This window comes from Amycolatopsis sp. YIM 10 (genome assembly GCF_009429145.1).
Classification (GTDB): Bacteria; Actinomycetota; Actinomycetes; order Mycobacteriales; family Pseudonocardiaceae; genus Amycolatopsis.
The window spans coordinates 1-22689 of the sequence record NZ_CP045480.1; the positions used below are offsets into that span (position 1 = coordinate 1).

General features: G+C 68.7%; 21 protein-coding genes and 2 tRNA genes. 16 read left to right on the forward strand and 7 right to left on the reverse strand.

The window, feature by feature from the left end; all coding sequences use genetic code 11:
* Positions 1-42 precede the first annotated feature (42 nt).
* The gene (gene dnaA, locus YIM_RS00005) at positions 43-1722 is read left to right on the forward strand and encodes a chromosomal replication initiator protein DnaA (RefSeq protein ID WP_153028374.1); all 1680 of its coding nucleotides are present in this window, start codon (positions 43-45) and stop codon (positions 1720-1722) included.
* Positions 1723-1761: 39 nt separating this feature from the next.
* Here the strand turns inward: dnaA and YIM_RS00010 are convergent, their stop codons facing one another.
* Positions 1762-2367, reverse strand: a complete 606-nt coding sequence (locus YIM_RS00010) for a CGNR zinc finger domain-containing protein (protein ID WP_153028375.1) — start codon at positions 2365-2367, stop codon at positions 1762-1764.
* An 855-nt stretch (positions 2368-3222) separates the two neighbouring features.
* On the opposite strand from YIM_RS00010, the gene dnaN reads away from it, so the two are divergent.
* The 9 genes from dnaN (at position 3223) to YIM_RS00055 (ending at position 13524) form a co-directional block, all read left to right on the forward strand.
* Complete coding sequence (gene dnaN, locus YIM_RS00015) at positions 3223-4356, forward strand: DNA polymerase III subunit beta (RefSeq protein ID WP_153028376.1); 1134 nt, start codon at positions 3223-3225, stop codon at positions 4354-4356.
* Between the two features lie 34 nt (positions 4357-4390).
* Positions 4391-5281, forward strand: a complete 891-nt coding sequence (gene gnd, locus YIM_RS00020; protein WP_153028377.1) for a phosphogluconate dehydrogenase (NAD(+)-dependent, decarboxylating) — start codon at positions 4391-4393, stop codon at positions 5279-5281.
* A 10-nt stretch (positions 5282-5291) separates the two neighbouring features.
* Positions 5292-6449 (forward strand): DNA replication/repair protein RecF, encoded by a 1158-nt coding sequence (gene recF / locus YIM_RS00025; protein WP_153028378.1) that lies wholly within the window; start codon positions 5292-5294, stop codon positions 6447-6449.
* Between the two features lie 227 nt (positions 6450-6676).
* A complete protein-coding gene (locus tag YIM_RS00030) occupies positions 6677-7207 on the forward strand; it encodes a DciA family protein (protein WP_153028379.1) in 531 nt (176 codons plus the stop codon).
* Between the two features lie 199 nt (positions 7208-7406).
* Complete coding sequence (gyrB, locus tag YIM_RS00035) at positions 7407-9374, forward strand: DNA topoisomerase (ATP-hydrolyzing) subunit B (RefSeq protein ID WP_153028380.1); 1968 nt, start codon at positions 7407-7409, stop codon at positions 9372-9374.
* A gap of 38 nt (positions 9375-9412) precedes the next feature.
* Positions 9413-11926: a DNA gyrase subunit A gene (gyrA, locus tag YIM_RS00040; protein WP_153028381.1), complete on the forward strand. Its 2514-nt coding sequence runs from the start codon at positions 9413-9415 to the stop codon at positions 11924-11926.
* Between the two features lie 31 nt (positions 11927-11957).
* Positions 11958-12791: a DUF3566 domain-containing protein gene (locus tag YIM_RS00045; protein WP_228004470.1), complete on the forward strand. Its 834-nt coding sequence runs from the start codon at positions 11958-11960 to the stop codon at positions 12789-12791.
* Between the two features lie 50 nt (positions 12792-12841).
* Positions 12842-12915 (forward strand) — tRNA-Ile (locus YIM_RS00050).
* A 108-nt stretch (positions 12916-13023) separates the two neighbouring features.
* Positions 13024-13524: a hemerythrin domain-containing protein gene (locus tag YIM_RS00055; protein ID WP_153028382.1), complete on the forward strand. Its 501-nt coding sequence runs from the start codon at positions 13024-13026 to the stop codon at positions 13522-13524.
* A gap of 54 nt (positions 13525-13578) precedes the next feature.
* Here the strand turns inward: YIM_RS00055 and YIM_RS00060 are convergent, their stop codons facing one another.
* The gene (locus tag YIM_RS00060) at positions 13579-13812 is read right to left on the reverse strand and encodes a CsbD family protein (protein WP_153028383.1); all 234 of its coding nucleotides are present in this window, start codon (positions 13810-13812) and stop codon (positions 13579-13581) included.
* Between the two features lie 135 nt (positions 13813-13947).
* Here YIM_RS00060 and YIM_RS00065 point away from each other — a divergent pair, with 135 nt between their 5' ends.
* On the forward strand, positions 13948-14133 hold the full coding sequence (locus YIM_RS00065; protein WP_113695284.1) for a DLW-39 family protein: 186 nt from the start codon (positions 13948-13950) through the stop codon (positions 14131-14133).
* Positions 14134-14168: 35 nt separating this feature from the next.
* Positions 14169-14241, forward strand: a tRNA-Ala gene (locus YIM_RS00070).
* A gap of 87 nt (positions 14242-14328) precedes the next feature.
* Here YIM_RS00070 and YIM_RS00075 read toward each other — a convergent pair.
* On the reverse strand, positions 14329-15504 hold the full coding sequence (locus YIM_RS00075) for an aromatic acid exporter family protein (protein ID WP_153028384.1): 1176 nt from the start codon (positions 15502-15504) through the stop codon (positions 14329-14331).
* A 28-nt stretch (positions 15505-15532) separates the two neighbouring features.
* Positions 15533-17350, reverse strand: a complete 1818-nt coding sequence (locus YIM_RS00080; RefSeq protein WP_153028385.1) for a helix-turn-helix transcriptional regulator — start codon at positions 17348-17350, stop codon at positions 15533-15535.
* Between the two features lie 213 nt (positions 17351-17563).
* On the opposite strand from YIM_RS00080, the gene YIM_RS00085 reads away from it, so the two are divergent.
* Positions 17564-18337 carry a sporulation protein gene (locus tag YIM_RS00085; RefSeq protein WP_153028386.1) on the forward strand — a complete coding sequence of 258 codons (774 nt, stop codon included), beginning with the start codon at positions 17564-17566 and terminating at the stop codon, positions 18335-18337.
* Here the strand turns inward: YIM_RS00085 and YIM_RS00090 are convergent.
* The gene (locus YIM_RS00090; RefSeq protein WP_153028387.1) at positions 18334-19287 is read right to left on the reverse strand and encodes a pyridoxal-phosphate dependent enzyme; all 954 of its coding nucleotides are present in this window, start codon (positions 19285-19287) and stop codon (positions 18334-18336) included. The genes YIM_RS00085 and YIM_RS00090 overlap by 4 nt on opposite strands.
* Positions 19287-19925, reverse strand: a complete 639-nt coding sequence (locus YIM_RS00095; RefSeq protein ID WP_228004471.1) for a transcriptional regulator — start codon at positions 19923-19925, stop codon at positions 19287-19289. The genes YIM_RS00090 and YIM_RS00095 overlap by 1 nt, the downstream gene beginning before the upstream one ends.
* A gap of 111 nt (positions 19926-20036) precedes the next feature.
* Here YIM_RS00095 and YIM_RS00100 point away from each other — a divergent pair, with 111 nt between their 5' ends.
* Entirely contained in the window at positions 20037-20480 is a 444-nt protein-coding gene (locus YIM_RS00100) for a DUF4262 domain-containing protein (RefSeq protein WP_153028389.1), read from the forward strand.
* On the opposite strand, the gene YIM_RS00105 is transcribed toward YIM_RS00100, so the two are convergent.
* Positions 20474-21439 (reverse strand): hypothetical protein, encoded by a 966-nt coding sequence (locus YIM_RS00105; RefSeq protein WP_228004472.1) that lies wholly within the window; start codon positions 21437-21439, stop codon positions 20474-20476. The two genes, YIM_RS00100 and YIM_RS00105, sit on opposite strands and share 7 nt — an antisense overlap.
* A 167-nt stretch (positions 21440-21606) precedes the next feature.
* Here YIM_RS00105 and YIM_RS00110 point away from each other — a divergent pair, with 167 nt between their 5' ends.
* Complete coding sequence (locus YIM_RS00110; protein WP_370468940.1) at positions 21607-22014, forward strand: DUF2020 domain-containing protein; 408 nt, start codon at positions 21607-21609, stop codon at positions 22012-22014.
* A 165-nt stretch (positions 22015-22179) separates the two neighbouring features.
* Positions 22180-22632 carry a hypothetical protein gene (locus YIM_RS00115; RefSeq protein ID WP_153028391.1) on the forward strand — a complete coding sequence of 151 codons (453 nt, stop codon included), beginning with the start codon at positions 22180-22182 and terminating at the stop codon, positions 22630-22632.
* Positions 22633-22689 lie beyond the last annotated feature (57 nt).

A 22689-nucleotide genomic window follows, 5' to 3' on the forward strand; every position in this document is an offset into this window, starting at 1 on the left:
GTGGGTGAACCGCGGGTGGACGAGGGGAGGGGAGCAGAGCAGGTGTCCGACCACCAGTTGAACCTGGGTGTGGTCTGGGAGCAGGTCGTTCGCGAACTGTCCGACAGCACGCTCTCCCCCCAGCAACGCGCCTGGATGCGCGTGACCAGGCCGATCGGCCTGCTGGACGGCACCGCACTGCTCGCCGCGCCGAGCGACTTCGCCAAGGAAGCCATCGAACGGGCCCTGCGCGGGGCGATCACCGACGCGCTCTCCCGCCGCCTCGGCCGGGAGGTCTCGCTCGCGGTCAAGGTGGAAACCACCGACGGCGCGATGGGCGGCTCCACTTCGCCGCCACCACCCAGCCGGTACTCACCCTCCCCCGGACGGGGGGAGAACGGCTCCGCTCCGCGACCACCGATGCCCGGTCCGCGCCCCCACCCGCCGCGGCCGATGCCCGGACCGCCGCCGTCCCCGCCGCTCGAGGGCACCGCGATGCCCCCCGGCATGCCGCCGACCCGCAGCCCCCGCCCCGACCCCGCCGAACTGGCCCGTTCGCACGACCAGGCCGAGCCGATGGACGACGGCGACGAAGAAGTGGACGAAGAGGGCGAGGCCCTCGCCGCGGTGCACGAGATCTGGCCGACCTTCTCCGGTCAGCCGGTGGCTGGCCAGCCCTACACCGCCCCCGCGCAACCGCAGACCTCGAAGACCCGCCTGAACGAGAAGTACACCTTCGACACCTTTGTCATCGGCGCGTCGAACCGGTTCGCGCACGCGGCGTCGGTCGCCGTCGCCGAAGCGCCGTCGAGGGCGTACAACCCGCTGTTCATCTGGGGCGAGTCCGGGCTCGGCAAGACGCACCTGCTGCACGCGGTCGGGCACTACGCCCAGCGGCTGTTCCCCGGGATGCGCGTGCGGTACGTCTCCACCGAGGAATTCACCAACGACTTCATCAACTCCCTGCGCGACGACCGCAAGGTGGCCTTCCAGCGCCGCTACCGCGACATCGACATCCTGCTCGTCGACGACATCCAGTTCCTCGAGGGCAAGGAAGGCACGCAGGAGGAGTTCTTCCACACCTTCAACACCCTGCACAACCAGAACAAGCAGATCGTGGTCTCCTCCGACCGCCCGCCGAAGCGGCTGGAAACCCTGGAGGACCGGCTGCGCACGCGGTTCGAGTGGGGCCTGATCACCGACATCCAGCCGCCCGAGCTGGAAACCCGCATCGCCATCCTGCGCAAGAAGGCCGCCCAGGATCGGCTCGCGGTGCCCGGTGAGGTGCTGGAGTTCATCGCGGCCAGGGTCGAGGCGAACATCCGCGAGCTCGAAGGCGCGCTCATCCGCGTCACCGCGTTCGCCTCGCTGAACCAGCAGCCGGTCGACGTCGGCCTCGCGGAGATCGTGCTGCGGGACCTGATCCCGGATTCGCAGGCGCCGGAGATCAGCGCGCCGACGATCATGGGCGTCACCGCGGAGTTCTTCGACGTCTCCCTAGACGAACTCTGCGGCCCCGGTAAAACGAAGGCGCTCGCCACCGCGCGCCAGATCGCCATGTACCTGTGCCGCGAGCTGACCGACATGTCGCTGCCGCGGATCGGCCAGACCTTCGGCGGCCGCGACCACACCACGGTGATGCACGCGGCGAAGAAGATCCGCAAGGAGATGGCCGAGCGCCGCCGGATCTACGACCAGGTGCAGGAGCTGACCTCCCGCATCAAGCAGCGCGCCCGCCAGTAGCCAGGCGCTGTCCGGCAAGTCACGCTCGATGGGCTTCGCCTATTCCTTCGCCTGCCGCGCGCGGTAGGCCTTCACCTTGTGGCGGTTGCCGCAGCGCTGCATCGAGCACCACCGCCGGTTGCCCGGCCGCGAGGTGTCCAGGAAGACCAGCGCGCAGTCCTCGGCCTCGCACTCGCGCAGCCGGTCGATCCGGTCCCCGCCGATGACGTCGATCGCCTCGCGTGCCGCGGTGCCGAGCACCTGGGTGCCGGTGATCGGCGTGGCCCATTCGCACACCCCGGTGTCGAGCGCGATCCGCGGCCGCAGGGACGACTCCGCCGCCGCGTTGATGATTTCGAGTTCGTCCTCGTTCGGTTCCTCGGCGGCCGCCACCACATGGGCGACGGTCCAGAGCGTGTCACGGAACTGCTTTATGTCGCGTAGCTCGGCCGGCCGGATGCGGACGTCCTCGGCGTCGATCGGCGCGGTGAGCGCGAGCCGCGAGTCCACCAGCCAGGCGGCCAGGTCCGCCGTCCCGCGCAACAGCTCCCACCGCTGGTCCGCTTCCGGCCCGCCGGTGAGGAGCAGTTCGAGGAAGAAGGCCCCCGGGTCGAACGGGAACGCCTGGCCGTCCGATCCGGTGATCAATCTGGTGCCGAGATCCATGTAACCACTATAGTAAGTTACGCACACCGGTAAAAGCGGTTACGACGCGAGAGGCTCTCTGATGCCGCGTACGCGCGCGAAGCGCTTGCATAGCAACGAAAGCGGCGAGGGTGCGCGAAGCGCGCTTCGCCCGCGTACGTGTGCGAAGCGGCGTACGCGGCGCGTCGCGGATCTCCTTGCCCCACAAGGGAAAATTAGTCCCCAGGGGTCCCACCTGCTCTTTTTCCCTTTCTCCACAGGAAAAACACAGGCCTACGGCCAGTCGTGCACAGGACATGCACAAAACTGTCCACATCACCCTGGAGAGCGATCTCCGTCACGAGTTTCGCGGCCGCCGCCCGTGCACTGCCTGGGTACAAATCAGCGCACAGGTGGGGACAGACGTGTGGACAACTGTGGACAGATGTGGACGGATCGCGCGCGCCGCCGAGTTGTGCACGGGCGGCCGAGTCTGTCCACCGATCCGCCACCACCGGTGTCCACAGCCCGCCGCGCCGTACACGCTGCGGCGACGGGCTCTGTCCACACAATCCACACCCCTTATTACTGTCACTGTGAATTCTTCTTTTAGGAGAACAAGCTAAAAACAGGGGCAGCTCGAAGTTGGGGACAAGTCGCGCCGGGCTGTCGCTTGATCGGTTTGTCGACAGGGTGGGCCGGATGACGCCGGGCCGGGTCACGCTCTAACGTGAGTACCCACACCAGGTCCGCCTGTCGGTGCTCGTCGCCGCCACCCGGGCCGCACACCACGCTGGCGAGGTCTCCGCGTGCCGCCACCAGAGCCGGTCGCACGCCAGAGGCGGTTGTCGATCTTCTCGGGCCGGAGGGGCCCGGCTATCGCGAAAGGATGAGCGCATGAAGATCCGCGTCGAGCGCGACGGGCTGGCAGACGCCGTCGCCTGGGTGGCGAGAAGCCTGCCGTCGCGGCCTCCCGTCCCGGTACTGGGCGGAGTACTCCTGGAGGCCTCCGACTCGTCCGAGAGCGACGCGCTCACCGTCTCGGGGTTCGACTACGAGGTCTCCGCCACCGTCGGCGTCCCGGCGACGATCGCCGACGGCGGCCGCATGCTGGTCTCGGGCCGTCTCCTCGCCGACATCACCAAGGCGCTGCCCGCGCAGCCGGTGGAGATCTCGGTCGACGGTTCCCGCGCGTCCATCACCTGCGGGAACGCCAAGTTCAGCCTGCCGACCATGCCGGTCGAGGACTACCCGCAGCTGCCGTCCCAGCCCGCCTTCGCCGGTGAGCTGGCCGGTGAGGTCTTCGGCCAGGCGGTGGCCCAGGTCGCGGTCGCCTCCGGCAAGGACGACACGCTCCCGATGCTGACCGGGATGCGGCTGGAGATCTCCGGCGACACGGTCACCCTGGTCGCCACCGACCGCTTCCGCCTCGCCATGCGCGAGTTCACCTGGAAGCCGGCCGAGGGCCTGGCCGACGCCGCGGTGCTGGTGCCCGCGCGCACGCTGGCCGAGGCCGCCAAGTCGATGGGCGGCAGCGGCGCCACGGTCAAGCTCGCGCTGGCCAGCGGCGAGGGTCTGCTCGGCCTGTCCGGCTCCGGCCGCTACGCCACCACCCGCCTGCTCGACGCCGAGTTCCCGCCGTACCGCCAGCTGCTGCCCGCGAGCCACACGTCGCGCGCGGTGATCGGCGTCGGTGCGCTCGCCGAGGCGATCAAGCGCGTTTCACTGGTCGCCGAGCGCGGTACCCAGGTGCGGCTCGAGTTCTCCGAGGGTCTGCTCCGGCTCTCCGCCGGTGGGGACGACGAAGGCAGCGCCGAAGAAGAGCTGCCGGTGGACTACGAGGGCGAGGCGGTGACCATCGCCTTCAACCCGGGTTACCTGGTGGACGGCCTCGGCGCACTGCACGCCGACCGCGCCGAACTCACCTTCACCACGCCGAACCGCCCCGCGCTGATCAAGCCCGCGGACGAGGAGGGCAACGTGGTACCCGGGTACCTCTACCTGCTGATGCCGGTCCGCCTGCCGGGCTGAGCGTCGGCCACTGATCAGAGCGAAGGGGAGATTCATGGTGCAGATGGGGCTGGTCGGGCTCGGCAAGATGGGCTTCAACATGCGCGAGCGGCTGCGCGCCGCCGGGCACGAGGTCGTCGGCTACGACCGCAACGCCGAGGTCAGCGACACGACCTCGCTCGAGGACCTGGTCTCGAAGCTGGCCGCGCCGCGCATCGTCTGGGTGATGGTGCCCGCCGGTGAGCCGACCCGCGAGACCGTGGTCGCCTTCAGCAATCTGCTGGACGAGGGCGACATCCTGATCGACGGCGGGAACTCCAAGTTCACCGACGACAAGCTCAACGCCGAACTGCTCGCCGAGAAGGGCGTCGGCTACCTGGACGTCGGCGTCTCCGGTGGGGTGTGGGGCAAGGAGAACGGGTACGGCCTGATGGTGGGCGGTTCCGCCGCCGACGTCGAGCGCGCGATGCCGATCTTCGACGCCCTCCGCCCCGACGGCCCGCGCGAGGAAGGCTTCTCGCACGCGGGCTCGGTCGGCGCCGGGCACTACGCGAAGATGGTGCACAACGGCATCGAGTACGGCCTGATGCAGGCGTTCGCCGAGGGCTTCGAACTGCTCGAGGCCTCGAACGTGGTCGAGGACGTGCCCTCGGTGATCAAGGGCTGGCAGCGGGGCACCGTGGTCCGCTCCTGGCTGCTCGACCTGCTGGTCCGCGCCCTCGACGAGGACCCGGAACTGGACGATCTCGAGGGTTACGTGGAGGACTCCGGCGAGGGCAGGTGGACGCTGGAGGAGGCGATCAACAACGCGGTGCCGGCGCCGGTCATCTCGGCCGCGCTGTTCGCCAGGTTCGCCTCGCGCCAGGAGCACTCGGCCGCCATGCGCGCGGTGGCCGCGCTGCGCCAGCAGTTCGGCGGTCACGCGGTGAAGAAGGCCGGCGGCTGAGCCGGTCGCGGTGTACCTCCGTCATCTGCAGGTCACGGACTTCCGCTCGTGGGAGCACGCCGACCTGCCGCTCGAACCGGGCCCGACCGTGCTGGTCGGGCAGAACGGCCGTGGCAAGACGAACCTGATCGAGGCGATCGGGTACGCGGCCACGCTCGGCTCGCACCGGGTCGCCACCGACGCGCCGCTGGTCCGGCACGGGCAGGAGCGCGCGCTGGTGCGGGTGGCCGTGGTCAACGACGACCGCGAGCTGACCGTGGAACTGGAGATCACCCCCGGCCGGGCGAACCGCGCCAGGGTGAACCGGGGCGCGGTCGGCAAGCCGCGCGACGTGCTCGGCATCCTGCGCACGGTGTTGTTCTGCCCGGAGGACCTGGCACTGGTCCGCGGTGATCCCGGTGAGCGCCGCAAGTTCCTCGACGAGCTGCTGGTGCAGCGCGCGCCGAGGTACGCCGGGGTGCGTGCCGACTACGAGCGGGTCCTGCGCCAGCGCAACGCGCTGCTCAAGACCACCGGCAAGAAGCGCGGCAGCGCGCGGGAGGACCCGTACGCGCTGAGCACGCTAGAGGTCTGGGACAACCACCTCGCCACGGCCGGCGCGCAGCTGCTCGCCGGGCGGCTCGACCTGGTGGCGGACCTCGCACCGCACACCTCGGCCGCCTATCAGGGGGTGGCGCCGGATTCACGCCCGGCGCTGATCTCGTACCGGTCGAGTCTTGGCGACGCGATTCCGGCCGGGTACGGCGTTCCCGCAGGTGAACGGGCGGACGTCGGCAAGCTGACGGAGATACTGGTGGCCGCGCTCGGCGAGTCGCGCGCCCAGGAACTCGAACGCGGGGTAAGCCTGGTCGGACCACACCGGGACGAGCTGGACCTCGTGCTCGGGGAGGCACCGGCGAAGGGCTACGCCAGCCACGGCGAGTCCTGGTCGTTCGCCCTCGCGCTGCGGCTCGGCTCCTACGAGCTGCTGCGGGCCGAGGCCGGCGAGCCGGTACTGCTGCTCGACGACGTCTTCGCCGAGCTGGACCGGCGGCGCCGCGCGCGCCTGGCGGAGGTCGCCGCCTCCGCCGAGCAGGTGCTGGTGACCGCGGCGGTGGCGGAGGACGTGCCCGACGAGCTGGCCGGGCGGCGCTTCTCCGTCACGGAGGGAGAGGTGCGTCTTGACTGAGGGACACCCGTTCAAGATCGATCCGGCGACCCGGGGTGACCGCGACCACAGCGGTTGCCCACCTATCTGGGGACAAACCTGTGGATAGTGTGGATAACACCGTGAATCAGTTATCGCGACGAGTGACCGCACGGCCAAATGGGCGGTCTGGTGGCCCTCACGTGGGCGAGTCCACGGATGGGGCTGGGGGTTCGAACACAGAGGGTGACTCTGCCGCTGCGCCGAACGTGAAAAGTAGTCTAGCGGACGGGCCTCCACAGTCTGGTCGCGACCTCGCCCGGGCCGCTCTCGACGCCGCGCGCGCCAAGGCGCAGGCGCGGAAGACACCGCTCGGCAAGCGACCGGCCACCGGCACCCGCCAGGATCCGCGCCGACGTAGGTGGTCCGGACCGGGTGCGGACTCCCGCGATCCACAGCCGCTCGGGCGGATCGTCTCCCGGATCGCGGTCGAGCGCGGCTGGAACGGGCGGCTCGCCTCCGGTCAGGTGTTCGGCCGCTGGGCCCGCCTGGTCGGGGAGGAGGTGGCCGAGCACGCGCAGCCGGTCGCGCTCAAGGACGGCGAGCTGACCGTCCGCGCCAGCTCCACCGCCTGGGCCACGCAGCTGCGCCTGCTGCAGGGGCAGCTGATCGGCAAGATCGCCGCCGGAGTCGGGAACGGCGTGGTCAAGCGCATGCGCATCCAGGGTCCGACGGCGCCGAGCTGGCGAAAAGGACCGCGACACGTCTCCGGTCGCGGCCCGCGTGACACATATGGGTGAGAAGGACTTGACGCGGGGCTGACTCAGCGCCCCGAGAGCGTGCGGAGCACCGCTGAACCATTGCCCGAGTCGACCCGCGTCGAGTTCGTGGCTCTGTGACGAAATCAGAGGTGTCCTTGCCGCATGTGAGCGGACGTGGCCAAGTACCATGTTCGTAGCGGGTTGACCGCGCTGCTCGAGACGAGGAGAAAACACGCCGGTGACAGCGAACAAGAACGACTACAACGCATCGTCCATCACCGTGCTCGAGGGTCTTGAAGCGGTCCGCAAGCGCCCCGGCATGTACATCGGCTCGACCGGCGAACGCGGCCTGCACCACCTGGTCCAGGAAGTCGTGGACAACTCCGTCGACGAGGCGATGGCCGGCCACGCCACCAAGGTCGAGGTCATTCTACTGGCCGACGGCGGGGTCAGGGTGATCGACGACGGCCGCGGCATCCCGGTGGAGATGCACCCCAAGGAGCAGAAGCCGACCGTCGAGGTCGTGCTCACCGTGCTGCACGCCGGCGGCAAGTTCGACAGCGACTCGTACGCGGTCTCCGGCGGTCTGCACGGCGTCGGTGTCTCCGTGGTGAACGCGCTGTCCACCGCGCTGGACGTGGAGATCCACCTCGGCGGCAAGATCTGGACGCAGCACTACGACAGGTCGGTGCCCGGTCCGCTGATCGAGGCGGGCACCACCGATCGCACCGGCACCACGGTCACCTTCTGGGCCGATCCGGACATCTTCGAGACCACCACCTACAACGCCGAGACCATCGCCCGGCGCCTGCAGGAGATGGCCTTCCTGAACAAGGGCCTCACGCTGAGCCTGCGCGACGAGCGCGTGGCCGAGGAGGACACCGAAGAGGACGCCTCCGGCCAGCAGGCCAGGGTCAAGGAGCGCGTCTACTGCTACCCGGGCGGGCTCGAGGACTTCGTCAAGCACATCAACGGCAGCAAGGACCCGATCCACAGCAGCGTGATCTCCTTCGACGCCAAGGGCGACGGCCTCGAGGTCGAGGTGGCGATGCAGTGGAACACCGGGTTCACCCCGTCGGTGTACACCTTCGCCAACACGATCAACACGCACGAGGGCGGCACCCACGAAGAGGGCTTCCGCGCCGCGCTGACCCGCATCGTCAACGCGTACGCGCGCGAGAAGAAGCTGCTCAAGGAGAAGGACAGCAACCTCACCGGTGACGACGTGCGCGAGGGCCTCGCCGCGATCGTCTCGGTGAAGCTGGCCGAACCGCAGTTCGAGGGCCAGACCAAGACCAAGCTGGGCAACAGCGAGGCGAAGTCGTTCGTGCAGAGCAAAACGAACGAGTGGCTGGCCGACTGGTTCGAGCGCAACCCGGCCGAGGCGAAGACGGTCATCAACAAGTCCATCTCCAGCGCCCAGGCGCGGATGGCCGCCCGCAAGGCGCGCGATCTGGTCCGCCGCAAGGGCGCGCTGGAGATCGGCGGCCTGCCGGGCAAGCTGAAGGACTGCCGCTCCACCAACCCCGAGGAGTGCGAGCTCTACATCGTCGAGGGTGACTCCGCGGGCGGCTCGGCCAAGGAGGGCCGGGACTCGATGTACCAGGCGATCCTGCCGATCCGCGGCAAGATCATCAACGTGGAGAAGGCCCGGATCGACCGGGTGCTGAAGAACACCGAGGTCCAGTCGCTGATCACCGCGCTGGGCACCGGCATCCACGACGAGTTCGACCTGGCGAAGCTGCGCTACCACAAGATCGTGCTGATGGCCGACGCCGACGTCGACGGCCAGCACATCACCACGCTGCTGCTCACCCTGCTGTTCCGCTTCATGCGCCCGCTGATCGAGCACGGCCACGTCTTCCTGTCGCGGCCGCCGCTGTACAAGATCAAGTGGCCCCGTCAGGAGCCGGAGTACGCCTACTCCGACCGCGAGCGCGACGGCCTGATCGCCGAGGGCGTCGCGGCGGGCAAGAAGCTCCCCAAGGACGACGCGATCCAGCGCTACAAGGGTCTCGGCGAGATGAACGCCGAAGAGCTGTGGGAGACCACGATGGACCCGGCCAACCGGCTGCTCGGCCAGGTCACCCTGGACGACGCCGCCACCGCCGACGAGCTGTTCTCGGTCCTGATGGGCGAGGACGTGGAGGCCCGCCGCTCGTTCATCACCCGCAACGCCAAGGACGTCCGCTTCCTCGACGTGTAGTCCCGCCACGGACTTTTCCTGAACCATAGAAGGACCAGATGACGGAAACCTTGCCGCCGGAGAACGACCGCGTCGAACCGGTCGACATCCAGCAGGAGATGCAGCGCTCCTACATCGACTACGCGATGAGCGTGATCGTGTCGCGGGCGCTGCCGGACGTGCGCGACGGCCTCAAGCCGGTGCACCGGCGCGTGCTGTACTCGATGTACGACTCCGGGTTCCGGCCCGACCGCGGGTACAACAAGTGCTCGCGCGTGGTCGGCGACGTGATGGGCAACTACCACCCGCACGGCGACTCGGCGATCTACGACGCGCTGGTCCGCCTCGCGCAGCCGTGGTCCATGCGGTACCCGCTGATCGACGGCCAGGGCAACTTCGGCTCGTCGGGCAACGACCCCGCCGCCGCCATGCGGTACACCGAGGCCCGCCTCGCGCCGCTGGCGATGGAGATGCTCCGCGACATCGACGAGGACACCGTCGACTTCTCGGACAACTACGACGGCCGCACCCAGGAACCGGACGTGCTGCCTGCCCGGTTCCCGAACCTGCTGGTCAACGGTGGTTCCGGGATCGCGGTCGGGATGGCGACGAACATCCCGCCGCACAACCTGAACGAGGTCGCCGACGGGGTGATCTGGGCACTGGAGCACCCGGACGCCACCGAGGACGAGCTGCTCGCCGCGCTGCTGCAGCGGATCAAGGGCCCGGACTTCCCGACCAAGGGCCTGATCCTCGGGCACGCCGGCATCGAGGACGCTTACCGCACCGGCCGCGGCTCGGTGCGCATGCGCGCGGTGGTCGAGGTCGAGGAGGACGCCAAGGGGCGCACCATCCTCGTCGTCACCGAACTGCCCTACCAGGTCAACCCGGACAACCTGGTGGAGAACATCGCCAACCTGGTCCGGGACGGCAAGCTCACCGGCATCGCGGACATCGCCGACGAGTCGAACAGCCGCCGCGGCATGCGCATCGTGGTCACGCTCAAGCGCGACGCGGTGGCCAAGGTGGTGCTGAACAACCTCTACAAGCACACCCAGCTGCAGTACAACTTCGGCGTCAACATGCTGGCGCTGGTCGACGGCGTGCCGCGCACGCTGCGGCTCGACCAGATCATCCGGCACTACGTCAAGCACCAGATCGAGGTCATCGTCCGCCGGACCAAGTTCCGGTTGCGCAAGGCCGAGGAACGCGCGCACATCCTGCGTGGTCTGGTCAAGGCGCTGGACATGCTCGACGAGGTGATCGCGCTGATCCGCCAGTCGCCGTCGGCCGACGAGGCGCGGGCCGGGCTGATCGAGCTGCTCGACGTGGACGAGGTGCAGGCCACCGCGATCCTCGACATGCAGCTGCGCCGGCTCGCCGCACTCGAGCGGCAGAAGATCGTCGACGAGCTGAACAAGATCGAGACCGAGATCGCCGATCTGAAGGACATCCTGGACAAGCCGGAGCGCCAGCGGCAGATCATCTCGGACGAGCTGACCGAGATCGTCGGCAAGTACGGCAACGAGCGGCGCACGCAGATCATCCCGTTCGACGGCGAGGTCTCCATCGAGGACCTGATCGCGGTCGAGGACGTGGTGGTCACCATCACCCGCACCGGGTACGCCAAGCGGACGAAAACCGATCTGTACCGCTCGCAGCGGCGCGGGGGCAAGGGCGTGCAGGGCGCCACGCTCAAGCAGGACGACATCGTCCAGCACTTCTTCGTCTGCTCCACGCACGACTGGATCCTGTTCTTCACGAACAAGGGCCGCGTCTACCGCGCGAAGGCGTACGACCTGCCGGAGGCCAACCGCAACGCGCGCGGCCAGCACGTGGCCAACCTGCTGGCCTTCCAGCCGGACGAGCAGATCGCCAGCGTCATCCAGATCAAGGACTACCAGGTCGCGCCGTACCTGGTGCTGGCGACGAGGAAGGGCCTGGTCAAGAAGACCAAGCTGGCCGACTTCGACTCGAACCGCTCCGGCGGCCTGATCGGCGTCAACCTCCGCGAGGGCGACGAACTGGTCGGCGCGGTGCTGGTCTCCGCCGAGGACGACCTGCTGCTGGTCTCCTCGGACGGCCAGTCGATCCGCTTCCACGCCACCGACGAGGCGCTGCGGCCGATGGGCCGCGCCACCTCGGGTGTGCTGGGCATGCGGTTCAACGACGGTGACGAACTGCTCGGCATCAACGTGGTCGCCCCGGACAAGTTCCTGCTGGTCGCCACGGACGGCGGTTATGCCAAGCGCACCCCGATCGAGGACTACCCGATCCAGGGCCGCGGCGGCAAGGGCGTTCTGACCATCCAGCACGACCAGCGCCGTGGCAGGCTGGTGGCAGCACTCATCGTCGATGTCGACGACGAGCTCTACGCCATCACCTCCAGTGGCGGTGTCATCCGCACCCCGGCGGAGCAGGTGCGCAAGGCCGGGCGGCAGACGAAGGGCGTGCGACTGATGAATCTCGGGGAAGGCACCACCCTTCTCGCGGTCGCGCGCAACGCGGACGAGCCGTCAGACGTCAACGGTGCGGCCGGAGGAGACGACGACACGCAGGAGCCACAGGAGTAGTGGTTCCGGACTCGGTAAGGACTGACGCTTCGTGACACCATCCGACAAGCCCGAGAACCACGGATCGAACGGCACGGCGGCAGGGCCGGCGACGCCGCCGTGGCAGCGCGTGGCGAAGGACGAGGGCAACGGCTCGGCACCGGCTTCACCGGCGCCGGCCGCCCCGGCGCCCAGCGCGCCCGCTGCGTCGTCCGCGTCGTCCGCGTCGTCCGCGTCGTCCGCGTCGTCCACGTCCTCGTCTTCTCCGGATTCCGGCAGCGAGGCGACGGTCGCGGAGAAGTGGCCGGTGGCGACCGAGACCACCCAGGCCCAGCCCGCCGCCGCGCCTCCGCCGGTGCAGTACGACCACAACCCGTCCAGCGGTGAGCAGCCGCTGGCCACGGGTTCGGCCACCGCCCGGTTGTTCGGCGGGGACAGCGGCGAGCCGCCGTCGGCGGCGGCCAGGCCGGGCGGCGGCAAGCGCCCAACCCCGACTGCCCTGCGGCGGCCGGGTCGCGGGCCGCGGCGGGCGAGCCTGCAGATCAAGCGGTTCGACCCGTGGTCGGTGCTGAAGCTGTCGCTGGTGCTCGGCGTGGCGTTGTTCTTCGTCTGGCTGGTCGCGGTCGGTGTGCTGTACACCGTGCTCGACGGCATGGGCGTGTGGGAGAAGCTGAACGGCACTTACACCTCGCTGGTCCAAGGTGAGGGCACCACCACCGCGGCGGAACCGCTGATCAGCGCCGGGCGCGTGTTCGGCATCGCGGCCATCATCGGCGCGATCAACATCGTGCTGCTCTCGGCGCTGGCCACGGTCAGCGCGTTCATCTACAACGTCTCCGCCGACCTCGCGGGCGGCCTGGAGGTGACCCTCTCCGAGCGGGAGTGACCCCGTGTACGGGACGGGAAGGGCATCAGGTAGTCTTCTTCTCGTTCCCAGGGCCCATAGCTCAGGCGGTTAGAGCGCTTCGCTGATAACGAAGAGGTCCCAGGTTCAAGTCCTGGTGGGCCCACCCTGAGAACGAACCCCCGTCACCTTGTGGCGGGGGTTGTTTCGTTTCCGGGGCGGCGGGGCATCTCCTGGCATAGCTGACCACCACCGGCTCGCCTTGGAGGCCTCGATGTCCGACGACGTCGTCGAATTGATCCTGAACGACCACCGCAGGTTCGAAGAGTTGATGCGCGGGCTCCGGGACTCGTCCTCCGATCGGGCCAAGCTGCGCGACGACCTGTCGCAGCTGCTCGTGGCGCACGGTGAGGCCGAAGAACGTGAGGTCTACCCGCAGCTGGCGAAGAAGGCCTCCGAGGACGACGAGGTGGAGCACGGCGAAGAGGAGCACGCCGAGATCAACAAGGCGCTCCTGGAATTCCTCGAGGTCGAGGACGTCAACGGCGATGAGTACGACGAGAAGCTCGAAGAACTCGCCGAGGTGCTCAACCACCACGTCAACGAGGAGGAGCAGACCCTGCTCAACGACGCGCGCGAGGAGTTGCCGCAGGGGGAGCGGGACAGGCTGGGCGCCGCGTTCATGGTCGCCAGGGAAACCCTGCTGAAGACCAACTGCGGGCGCGTCGAGAACGTGCGACTGGTGGTGGCGAAGACCAAGGACCGGATCGACTGAAGTTCCACGTGGAACAAGGGCGGGAGCCTGTGGCCCCGCCCTTGTCCGGGCCGGTTACTGCTCGGCCCGCTGCCTGGCCTCGTCGATCTTGGCCTTTTCCTTGGCGCGGCGCAGTTCGTCCTCCTTGTCGGCGACCTCCTGCTGCGACTGGCCCTTGTCCTGCTGGGCCTTGCCCTCGCGCTGCATGTCGTCGTTGCCGAGGAAGGTGCCCGCGGTCTCCTTGACCTTGCCCTTGACGTCCTCGACGGCCCCCTTGACGCCTTCCTGCTGTTCGTCCCGATTGCTCATCTCGTCCCTCCTGTCGGCGACCGTTCCCCCATCGGCTACCCGGAGGTGGACCGCACAAACGAGCACCCGCGCGGTGCAGTAGCATCGACCGGGCAAGCGGAGCAATCATCGGGTGTTCGTGGAGAGGGGCCTCAGGTGAAGAAGCTGTTGGCGCTCGCGGTCGTCGCGGCCGGCGTTCTTTTCGTCGTGAAGCGGAACAAGGACGCGAAGGCCGAAGCCGACCTTTGGCGCGAAGCCACCGCCCCGACCGGCAAGCCGCTCGGCGCCGTCTCCACCAACGGCAGCGCCCCGGCCAAGACCTCGGACGCGGCGAACAACTGAACTTCCCCAGCGAGCGGCCACACGCCGTTCGCTCCGGGGCTGTAGCTCAATTGGTAGAGCACCGCCTTTGCAAGGCGGGGGTCAGGGGTTCGATTCCCCTCAGCTCCACTCGATCGTGCAAGCCGCCTGTTCGGCGGCACGCCCTCCACGCCCCAGCCGGGGGGTGCCCCCGGCTGCCATCCCACAGGCGGGCGTTCAGCCTTCTTCGTCTACAGCGTGTTGTAGGACGTCGCAGGTGTGCTGCGCTTCGTCCATCAGGCGGGTGGCCTCGGCGAGCAGGATTCCGTATGGGCGTGAAGGATCGTCCAGTGGAAGGTCATCGGTGTAGTTCGCCAGGTCGTGGTACTTCTCCTGGGCTTCCTCCGCGAGTGAGCAGAGCTGACGCGCTTGCTCGCCGAGCCGGTCCTCTTCGATTTCGCTGAAGGTCTGCATGATTTCCGCGATGGCGGCCAGGAAATCGCCGTAGTGCGTGGTGAATTCGCGCGGGTTTTCGTTGCCGTGCCACTGGTTCAGGCTCCGGGTCATCGAACCGACCTGGTACGTCACCCGCTCCAGCGCGTCGATGATCGCCTGGTAGCCCGAGAACTCCGTGTGGTGCGAATGCCGCCGGAACATCCGCCGCGGATTGAAGTACACGCTTTCCCGTGCGGTGTGCACCGACGACTGAGCCTGCGCCACCATCGGTCCCAGCTGCGCGGCGCGCTGTCGCCAATGGCTGGTGCGTTCCTCGTCCAGCATTCCCTCGCGCAGCGCGGGGTACACGTCGCTGATCAAATCGCAGAGCGAATGCGCGAGCGTGTGAATTCCGTGCTCGGCGCTTCGATAACGCAGTGGCGGCATGATCAGCAGATTGACCAGGAGGCCCGCGCCGCAGCCGATGACCACCAGCAGGATGATCTGCCCCAACTGCGTCACCCGCTCGAGGCCGGTACTCGCCGAAACGTAGGTGGAGAAGGCGAAGAACGCCGCCGTCACCACCTGGGACCCCTGTGAACCGAGGTGTCGCCAGCGACCGATGAGCATCGCGGCCAGCGCCACCAGCACGAACGTCACCAACCCCGGCCCGGCGAGATGACCGAGGAGCAACTGCAGCGCGACTCCCGCGGCCACCGCTCCGACGTACCGCAGCGACTGCACCACCGACTGGTACACCGTCACCTGCATGATCAACACCGCCGAAAACGGCGCGAACGCCGGTGAATGGGCCTGCATCCAGTCGTGCGCCACCACCCAGGCGATGGTGGCTGCGAGCGCGCTCTTGCCGATCAGCGCCAGCGTGTGCCGCTCATGACTGTCCGCCCCGGCCCGCCCGACCCACTGCCGAACGCGCGACAGGAAATCCTGGCGCGCCACCTCCGTCCGCCGCCCCATGCCACCCGGTTACCCAGTCCGAAGTGGATCAACACCGGTCGAGGTTGAGGGTGCGGAGTTGGGATCGGCTGGAGATGCCGAGTTTCGGGTAGGTCTTGTACAGGTGGTAGCCGACCGTTCGCGGGCTCAGGAACAACTCGCTGCCGATCTCCCGGTTGCTCAGGCCGCTGGCCGCCAGTTGCGCGACGCGGAGTTCCTGCGCGGTCAGGGTGCCGGCAGTCAGGGTGCCGGTGTGCGGGCGGGCGCCGCCGGTGGGGCGTAGTTGGGTGGTGGCGGCGGACGCCCAGGGGGCGGCATCCAGGCGGGCGAAGGTTTCCAGTGCCGTGCGCAGCAGGGGCCGGGCCTGCGAGGGACGGCGCGTGCGGCGCAGCCATTCTCCGTGCAGCAGTTGGGTTCTGGCCTGCTCGAACGGGTGGTCGTCAAAACAATTGGCGGAGTCGGTGAAGTGCTTGTCCCGGTCATCGTCGTTGTCGGCGAGCAGGGCTTGGCAGCGGGCCAGGCGGCCCTGCACCAATGGCGACGTGCTTCCCGCGGCCCAGGGGAGCCACGCTTCCAACGCCGCCCGCGCCTTGGCCACCTCTCCCGCGCGGATGAGGGATTCGATCAGATCACCGGAAGCAAGCCGGGCGACAAATGGGTGGGTGATCGACGTCAGGTGTTCCGCGGCAGAACGAAAATTCCCGTTCGACAATTCGGAAAGACCGACGGCCCAAGTAGCGCGCGACGCGGCCAGGTGGTTGTGCAGCGGAACGGCCAGGTCCCGGGCGGCCACCACCTCCGGCAGGCAGGACGTGCCACGAACGGCGGCCAGCAGGGCCAGTACGGCGTGGAAATCCGCGCGCCGGGCCCGTTGGCCGGTGTCCTCTGTGGACCGAAGGCCCTCTTCGGCGCGGGCTCGCGCGCGGTCCCAGTGGCCTAGGTCGAATTCCAGCTCGGCCAGCCACAACGCGGGCAGCACCAGCACCGCGTGCATGCCGTTCGCACTGAATTCCGCCAGTGCCGAACGGCCGAAGTCGTAGGCGGCGCGCGGTGACGGGCCGTGGACGCTCAACACGAGTGGCCAAAGCCATTGGTGCGCGTCACTCGCGCGCAACGCCTCCGGAGCCGCGGCGCGCAGCCGCCACGGGTCCGCGGTCGACGACATTTCCGTCAGCCGGGAGAGCAGGCCCGCGTATTCGCCGAAGGTCGGATCGGCACGGCTGATGCGTGACGCGATCGGCGCCAGCGGCAGACCCGCGTGGTACGCGGCCGCGGCGGCCATGAACAGCAAACCCGGTTCGGACCCCGCGCGCAGCAGGTGGTCGTGCGCGGAAACCTGGTCACCGTCGCCGAGGGCGATCAGGCCGTGCAGGCGGTCCAGCACCGGAGCAACGGAAGGATCGTGCCGTTCCGGAGTCGCCTCGGTGACCAGTGTGCGGGCCAGCTCCGGCTGCCCCGATTTCCACGCGAGGTACGCGGCGGCCGCGGAACGGCGTTGCCGTTCCGGTTCCGGCGACAGTCGGGCGGCTTCGCGAAGAACCATTGCGGCGGAGGCGATTCCGCCGCGACGTGCGGCATCGGCCGAGCGGGCTTCGAGACGTGCCGCGCGCTCCTCGTCCGGCGGGTCCTCGTCCACCGGCAGCGGCGCCGAGCCTTCCAGCACGATCGTGATCTGCTGCGACGAGACCCGACGCGCGGCGAAACGCAGGGCGGCGAGCGACGACGGATCCCAGTGCTGAGCCTCCTCGACGACAACAACCACCGGCGAAACCGACTCCAGCAATCGCAGCACGGCCGTGTACAACACGAGGTCCGTGCACGGAGAATCGCTCAACCCCAGCGCTGTGCGGATCGCGTCGCGGTGCACCGCAGGCAGCGCGTCGACCTCCGCGGCGAGCGGGCGGAGCAACTGGTGCAGGCCCGCGAAGGCGATTGCCGATTCGGCGGCGACGCCTCGCGCCGACAGCACGGTCACAGCCGGTTCCCGTTCGAGCACGACGTCGACGGTAATCCGCGCCGCCTGAGGAACGACTCAGTGTCGATCGTGGACACCACGCGGAGAAGTGGGAAGACTCGCGGCATGTTCAAGAAGCTGCTCGCGGCCGTCGGTGTCGGCGGGGCCGAGGTAGAAACGGAACTGTTCACTCCGGGCGTGCAGCCGGGCGGCGTCATCGAGGGGGTCATCCGCCTGCGCGGCGGTGAGGTGCAGCAGGAAATCCCCGGCGTGGTGGTCGAACTCGTCACGCGCGTGGAGCACGAGGGCGGTGATCGCGAGGTCGACGTCAACCGCACCTTCGGCCGCACCGACGTCCGCCGCAACGTGCCGCTCGCGCCGCGCCAGACGATCGAGCTGCCGTTCCGCCTGCCGGTGCCGCTGGAAACGCCGATCAACTTCTACGACAACCGCCAGCTGCCCGGCACCACTGTCGCCGTGCGGACCACGCTGGAAATCGCCGGCGCCATCGACGCCACCGACAACGACCCGATCGGCGTCGGCGCGATGCCCGCCCAGCACGTGCTGCTGGCCGCGGTGGAAAGCCTCGGTTTCCGCCTGCACTCGGCCGACGTCGAAGCCGGGCACCTGCGCGGCACCCGGCAGCGACTGCCGTTCTACCAGGAGATCGAATTCCACAGCTCGCCCCGCTACCCGCGGCTGAAGCAGCTCGAAGTCAGCTTCGTCGCCGGACCCGACGGCATGGACGTGGTGATCGAGGCGGACAAGAAGGCCGGCCTGCTCAGCAGCGGCCGCGACCTGGTCAACCTTTTGCGCGTGGACTACCGCTCGATCGACCAGGTCGACTGGGCCGGTGAGATCCACCGGATCGTCGAACCGATGGGCAGCGGCTGGCTCTAGGCGCTGAGCAGCTCGGCGAACCGGTCGGCGGCGACGTTGCCGCCCGACAGGATCACGCCGATCCGCTTGCCCGGCAGCCGGATCTGTTCGGCCAGCAGCGCGGCGACCGCCGCGGCGCCGCTCGGCTCGATGACGATCTTGAGGCGCTCGAACAGGAACCGCATCGCGTCGAGGATCTGCGGGTCGGTGACCGTGACGATCCGGCTGACGTGCGCGCGGATGATCTCGAAGTTCAGCACGCCCGGCGACGGCAGCGCGAGGCCGTCGGCCACCGTTTTCGGCACCGGCACGGAGATCAGCTTCCCGGCGGCCAGCGACTGCTTCTGGTCGTCACCGGCTTCGGGTTCCACGCCGATGAGTTCGAGCCCGGGACGCAGCGCGCTCGCGACGGTGGCGGCGCCGGCCATCAGGCCGCCGCCGCCCATCGGCGTGACCAGCGCGTCGAGGTCGGGCCGCTCGGTGAGCAGTTCGAGGGTCGCGGTGCCCTGCCCGGCGATCACGTGCGGGTGGTCGAACGGCGGGATCAGCGCGTATCCGTTGTCCGCGGCCAGTTTCTCGCAGAGCGCGAACCGGTCCTCGGTATAGCGGTCGAATCGGCGCACCTCGGCGCCGTAGCCGATGACGGCGTCCACTTTGGACACTGGCGCGTCGGCGGGCATCAGGATGGTGGCCTTGGTGCCGAGCAGCCGCGCGGCCAGCGCGACGGCCTGCGCGTGGTTGCCCGAGGAGTGCGTGCACACGCCCGCGGCCAGCTGCTCGGTGCCGAGCTGGGCGATCGCGTTGTAGGCACCGCGGAACTTGAACGCGCCGACGCGCTGGAAGTTCTCCGCCTTGAGGAAAATCTCCGAGCCGGTGAGCGAGTTCAGCGTGCGCGAGGTGAGCACCGGCGTGTGGTTCGCCTGGCCCGCCAGTCTCGCGGCCGCGGCCTGGACGTCGTCGATGGTGACCATCAGTTCTCCCCGGATTTCCGTATCTCGGTCAGGTAGCTGTACGCCGACGCACGGGAGATCCCCAGTGCGGCGGCCACTTCGGGCATCGCCTTCTGCAGGCCGAACACCCCGCGTTCGTCCAGTGCGCGGAACAGCTCGAGGCGTTCGGCACGGGACAGCCGGTCCACCGGGCGGCCGAGCTTGAGTTCCTCGGCCTGCACCACCGCGCGGACCAGTTCGGTGACGTCGTTGGTGAAGGTGGTGGTGTCATCCGGAATGGCGTCCAAAGCGGACAGTTCGCTCAGCAGCACCGCGGTGTGCCGCAGCTCGGTGATGTCGACGTTGACGCAGAGCGCGCCGAAGACCTCGCCGCGTTCGTCGCGCAGCAGCATGGTCGAGGACTTGACCAGCCTGCCGGACGCGGTGCGCGTGACGTAGTTCAGCTGGTCCTCGGCGTCCTTGCCGCGGGCGAGCAGGCCGAGGCCGATCTCGCTCATCGCCCCGCCGACCGCCCGTTCGGTGACCTTGCCGGCCACCGCGATGACGGACGCGTCGCGCCTGCGGTAGTCGTGCAGCACCACCTCGCAGTTCGGGCCGAAGGTCGCGGCGAGCCCGTCGAGCACGGGGCGCAGGGCGTTGAGCACGGCATCGGCAGTCACTTGGACAGTATGTACAGACTCTGGACTCATTGTCCAGTGAGCTTGCCGAAACTGTCGGTGGTGCGCGGTAGTATCGAACAAAAGTTCGAAGCCTGATTCCGGGGGTGCGTCTTGAACAACACCATTCTCGACGAGGACGACCGCACGTGGGAGTTCATCCGGATCTCCGGATGGGCGGTCCGGTACGTGGACGGCTGGGCGGCGGAGGGGGCGCCGTTCGGCTACACCGTGGGCCTGAGCGCGCTGGACCACCCCGAGCTGCTGATGTTCGGGTTCGGCGAGGGGAACACCGCGGTGATGCTGGACGAACTGGCCGAGCGGGTGCTCGGCGGGGAGCGCCTGCACGCGGGGAAGGTGGTCTCCTTCGACGAGCGGATCCACCGCGCCACGCTCGTACCGGTGCCCGATTCGCGGCCGTACCTGGTCGACGCCAACCGCCTGTTCCAGTCGCCGGTGCCCGCGCTGCAGGTGGTCACCGACGATCGGCGCGGCTACTTCCCTTGGGAGGAGGGATATTCACTGCCGGTTGGCCGGCAGCCACTGCTCGGTCAGTAACCGCGAGGCGGCTGGCCGTACCCCGGTTGCGGCGGGTACGGCTGCTGCGGGGGTTGCTGCGGGAACTGCTGGGGCTGGCCGGGTGACGGCGGCTGTCCCGGCTGCTGCGGCTGCCCATACGGCTGCTGCTGACCGGGCTGTGGCTGCCCATGCGGCTGGGGTTGCCCGGGTTGTGGCTGCCCGTGCGGCTGGGGTTGCCCTGGTTGCTGCGGCTGGCCGGGTGACGGCGGTTGACCGTGCGGTTGCTGGGGTTGGCCATGCGGCTGGCTGTGGGGTTGCTGAGGCTGGCCGTATGGCTGCGGTTGGCCGGGTTGCTGCTGTGGTTGGCCGGGTTGGGGCTGGCCGTGCTGGGGCTGGCCGTAGGGCTGCTGCCCGTAACCCTGCTGTTCGTAGCCCGGTTGCCCGTAGCCCTGCTGTTGCGGTGGTTGCTGCCCGTATCCCTGTTGCTGTGGCTGCCACTGCAACTGCTGGTAAGCCTCGGCGGGCTGCGGGAAGGTGAAGAAGATCTTCGCCTTGATCGAGCCCTGTATCGCGGCGCCCCAGACCCTGCTGCCGGTGAAGGTGTGCGTCTGCCCGCCCGACAGGTCGACCGCGACCATGCGCGTCTCCGCGCCGTACTGCATGCCCGGTTTCGCTGTGGCGGCCTGGATCGCGTCCGGGTACACCCGTTCGCCAACCAGGCCGGCGATGACGATCGACGCGGCGGTGAAGCCGACGGTGCCGACCACGTTCGCGCGTGCGTGCTGCGTGGCGTGCCCGGTGAAGTCGTACAGCGCGGCGGCGGTGACCTCGGCCAGCGGTGCGGCGACCACCGCGTAGTTCATCGTGGACATCATGATCGACTCGGTGAACAGGCCGAGCACGGCGTTGACCGGACCGATCTGGATCTGGCGCAACTGTCCGCCGGACCGCTGCACGCGTTCCGCGACCACGCCGAGGTACTGGTCAGGGGTGAGCACCTGGCCATACTGGCAGAGTCCGGCGGTTCTGGTTGACTGACCGCGCTATGCGCCCACTCGTTTTCACCGCCGCCGTGTCGCTCGGCCTGCTGGCCGGTTGCTCTTCGCCGGAAGCACCAGCGCCGGCGCCCAGTGCGGCGCCGCCACCGCCCAGTTCGGTAGCGCCGGTGGCGCCCGCAGCACCCGAACCGTCCGCCGACGGGAAGTGCCCGTATCTCGAGGAAACCGCGGTGGAACGGGCGAACGGGCAGCGCGTGTCGAAGGTCCGGCTTTCCGCCGAGCGGCCGCCGACCTGCTTTTTCTACGCTCTCAACGGAAAACTTCAGCTCACCGCGCGCGTGTACCGCGGTGAGCCGGGGATCGCGAAGGCCGTGGTGGACCAGGCCGCGCCGATCGCCACCTCGAATCCCGCCGACCAGCCATCCGGTTGGCAGGGCGGAATGCAGACGGTCGGCGAGGGCGCGGTCTACGCGGTGGCCAAGGCCGGTGACGCCGTCGTGGTGACCACGAACCAGGGCCAGACGGTCAAAGCACGTGAAGTGGCCAAGCAAGCTATCGCGGCATTGGGCTGGTAGGCAATACGGGTTCCCACTCACCGGCGCAAGTTGATCTTGTATTACCCTGGCCGCCACGCGCAGGCGTCGAGGACTCGCGCACAGTCAGCCGGAAACGCCGGTCGCTACCGGGCGTGAAGGCTGGACACAGTCGGTTAATTCGATTCACATGAAGGATATGAAGCCGTGGCTGAAACCCTGAAGGAAATCCTGCTTGACTCCGGTCGTCGTCCGGCTGTCGTGACCGACCTGCAGAACCTGGTTGACGAAGAGGTCTCGGACAAGGGCGGTGTCTCGGGCGCGGTCGTCAAGACCGGCTACGCGGCCGTCAAGAAGATCAAGCCGGGCATCATCCCCGCCGCCGTCGACACCCTGCTCGACGACTTCGCCGGTGCGCTCGAGCCGTTCTACGGCGACTACAAGGCCAAGGGCGGCGCCGACTTCGGTGCCTACCTGTCCGGTCGCTCGGACGAGGCCGCCGACGCGCTGCTGAGCGTCACCGACGCGCGTGCGGACAAGAGCAGCCGCGACAGCATCAAGAAGGTCTACGGCAAGCTGCGCCCGAACGGCAAGAAGAACGTCGAAGAGGCGCTGCCCCGCCTGGGCAAGCTGATCGACAAGCACGCCGCCACCGCGTGACGCGCTGACTGTTCGAAAAGGGCCCCCGGGAGACGTCCCGGGGGCCCTTTTCCGTGC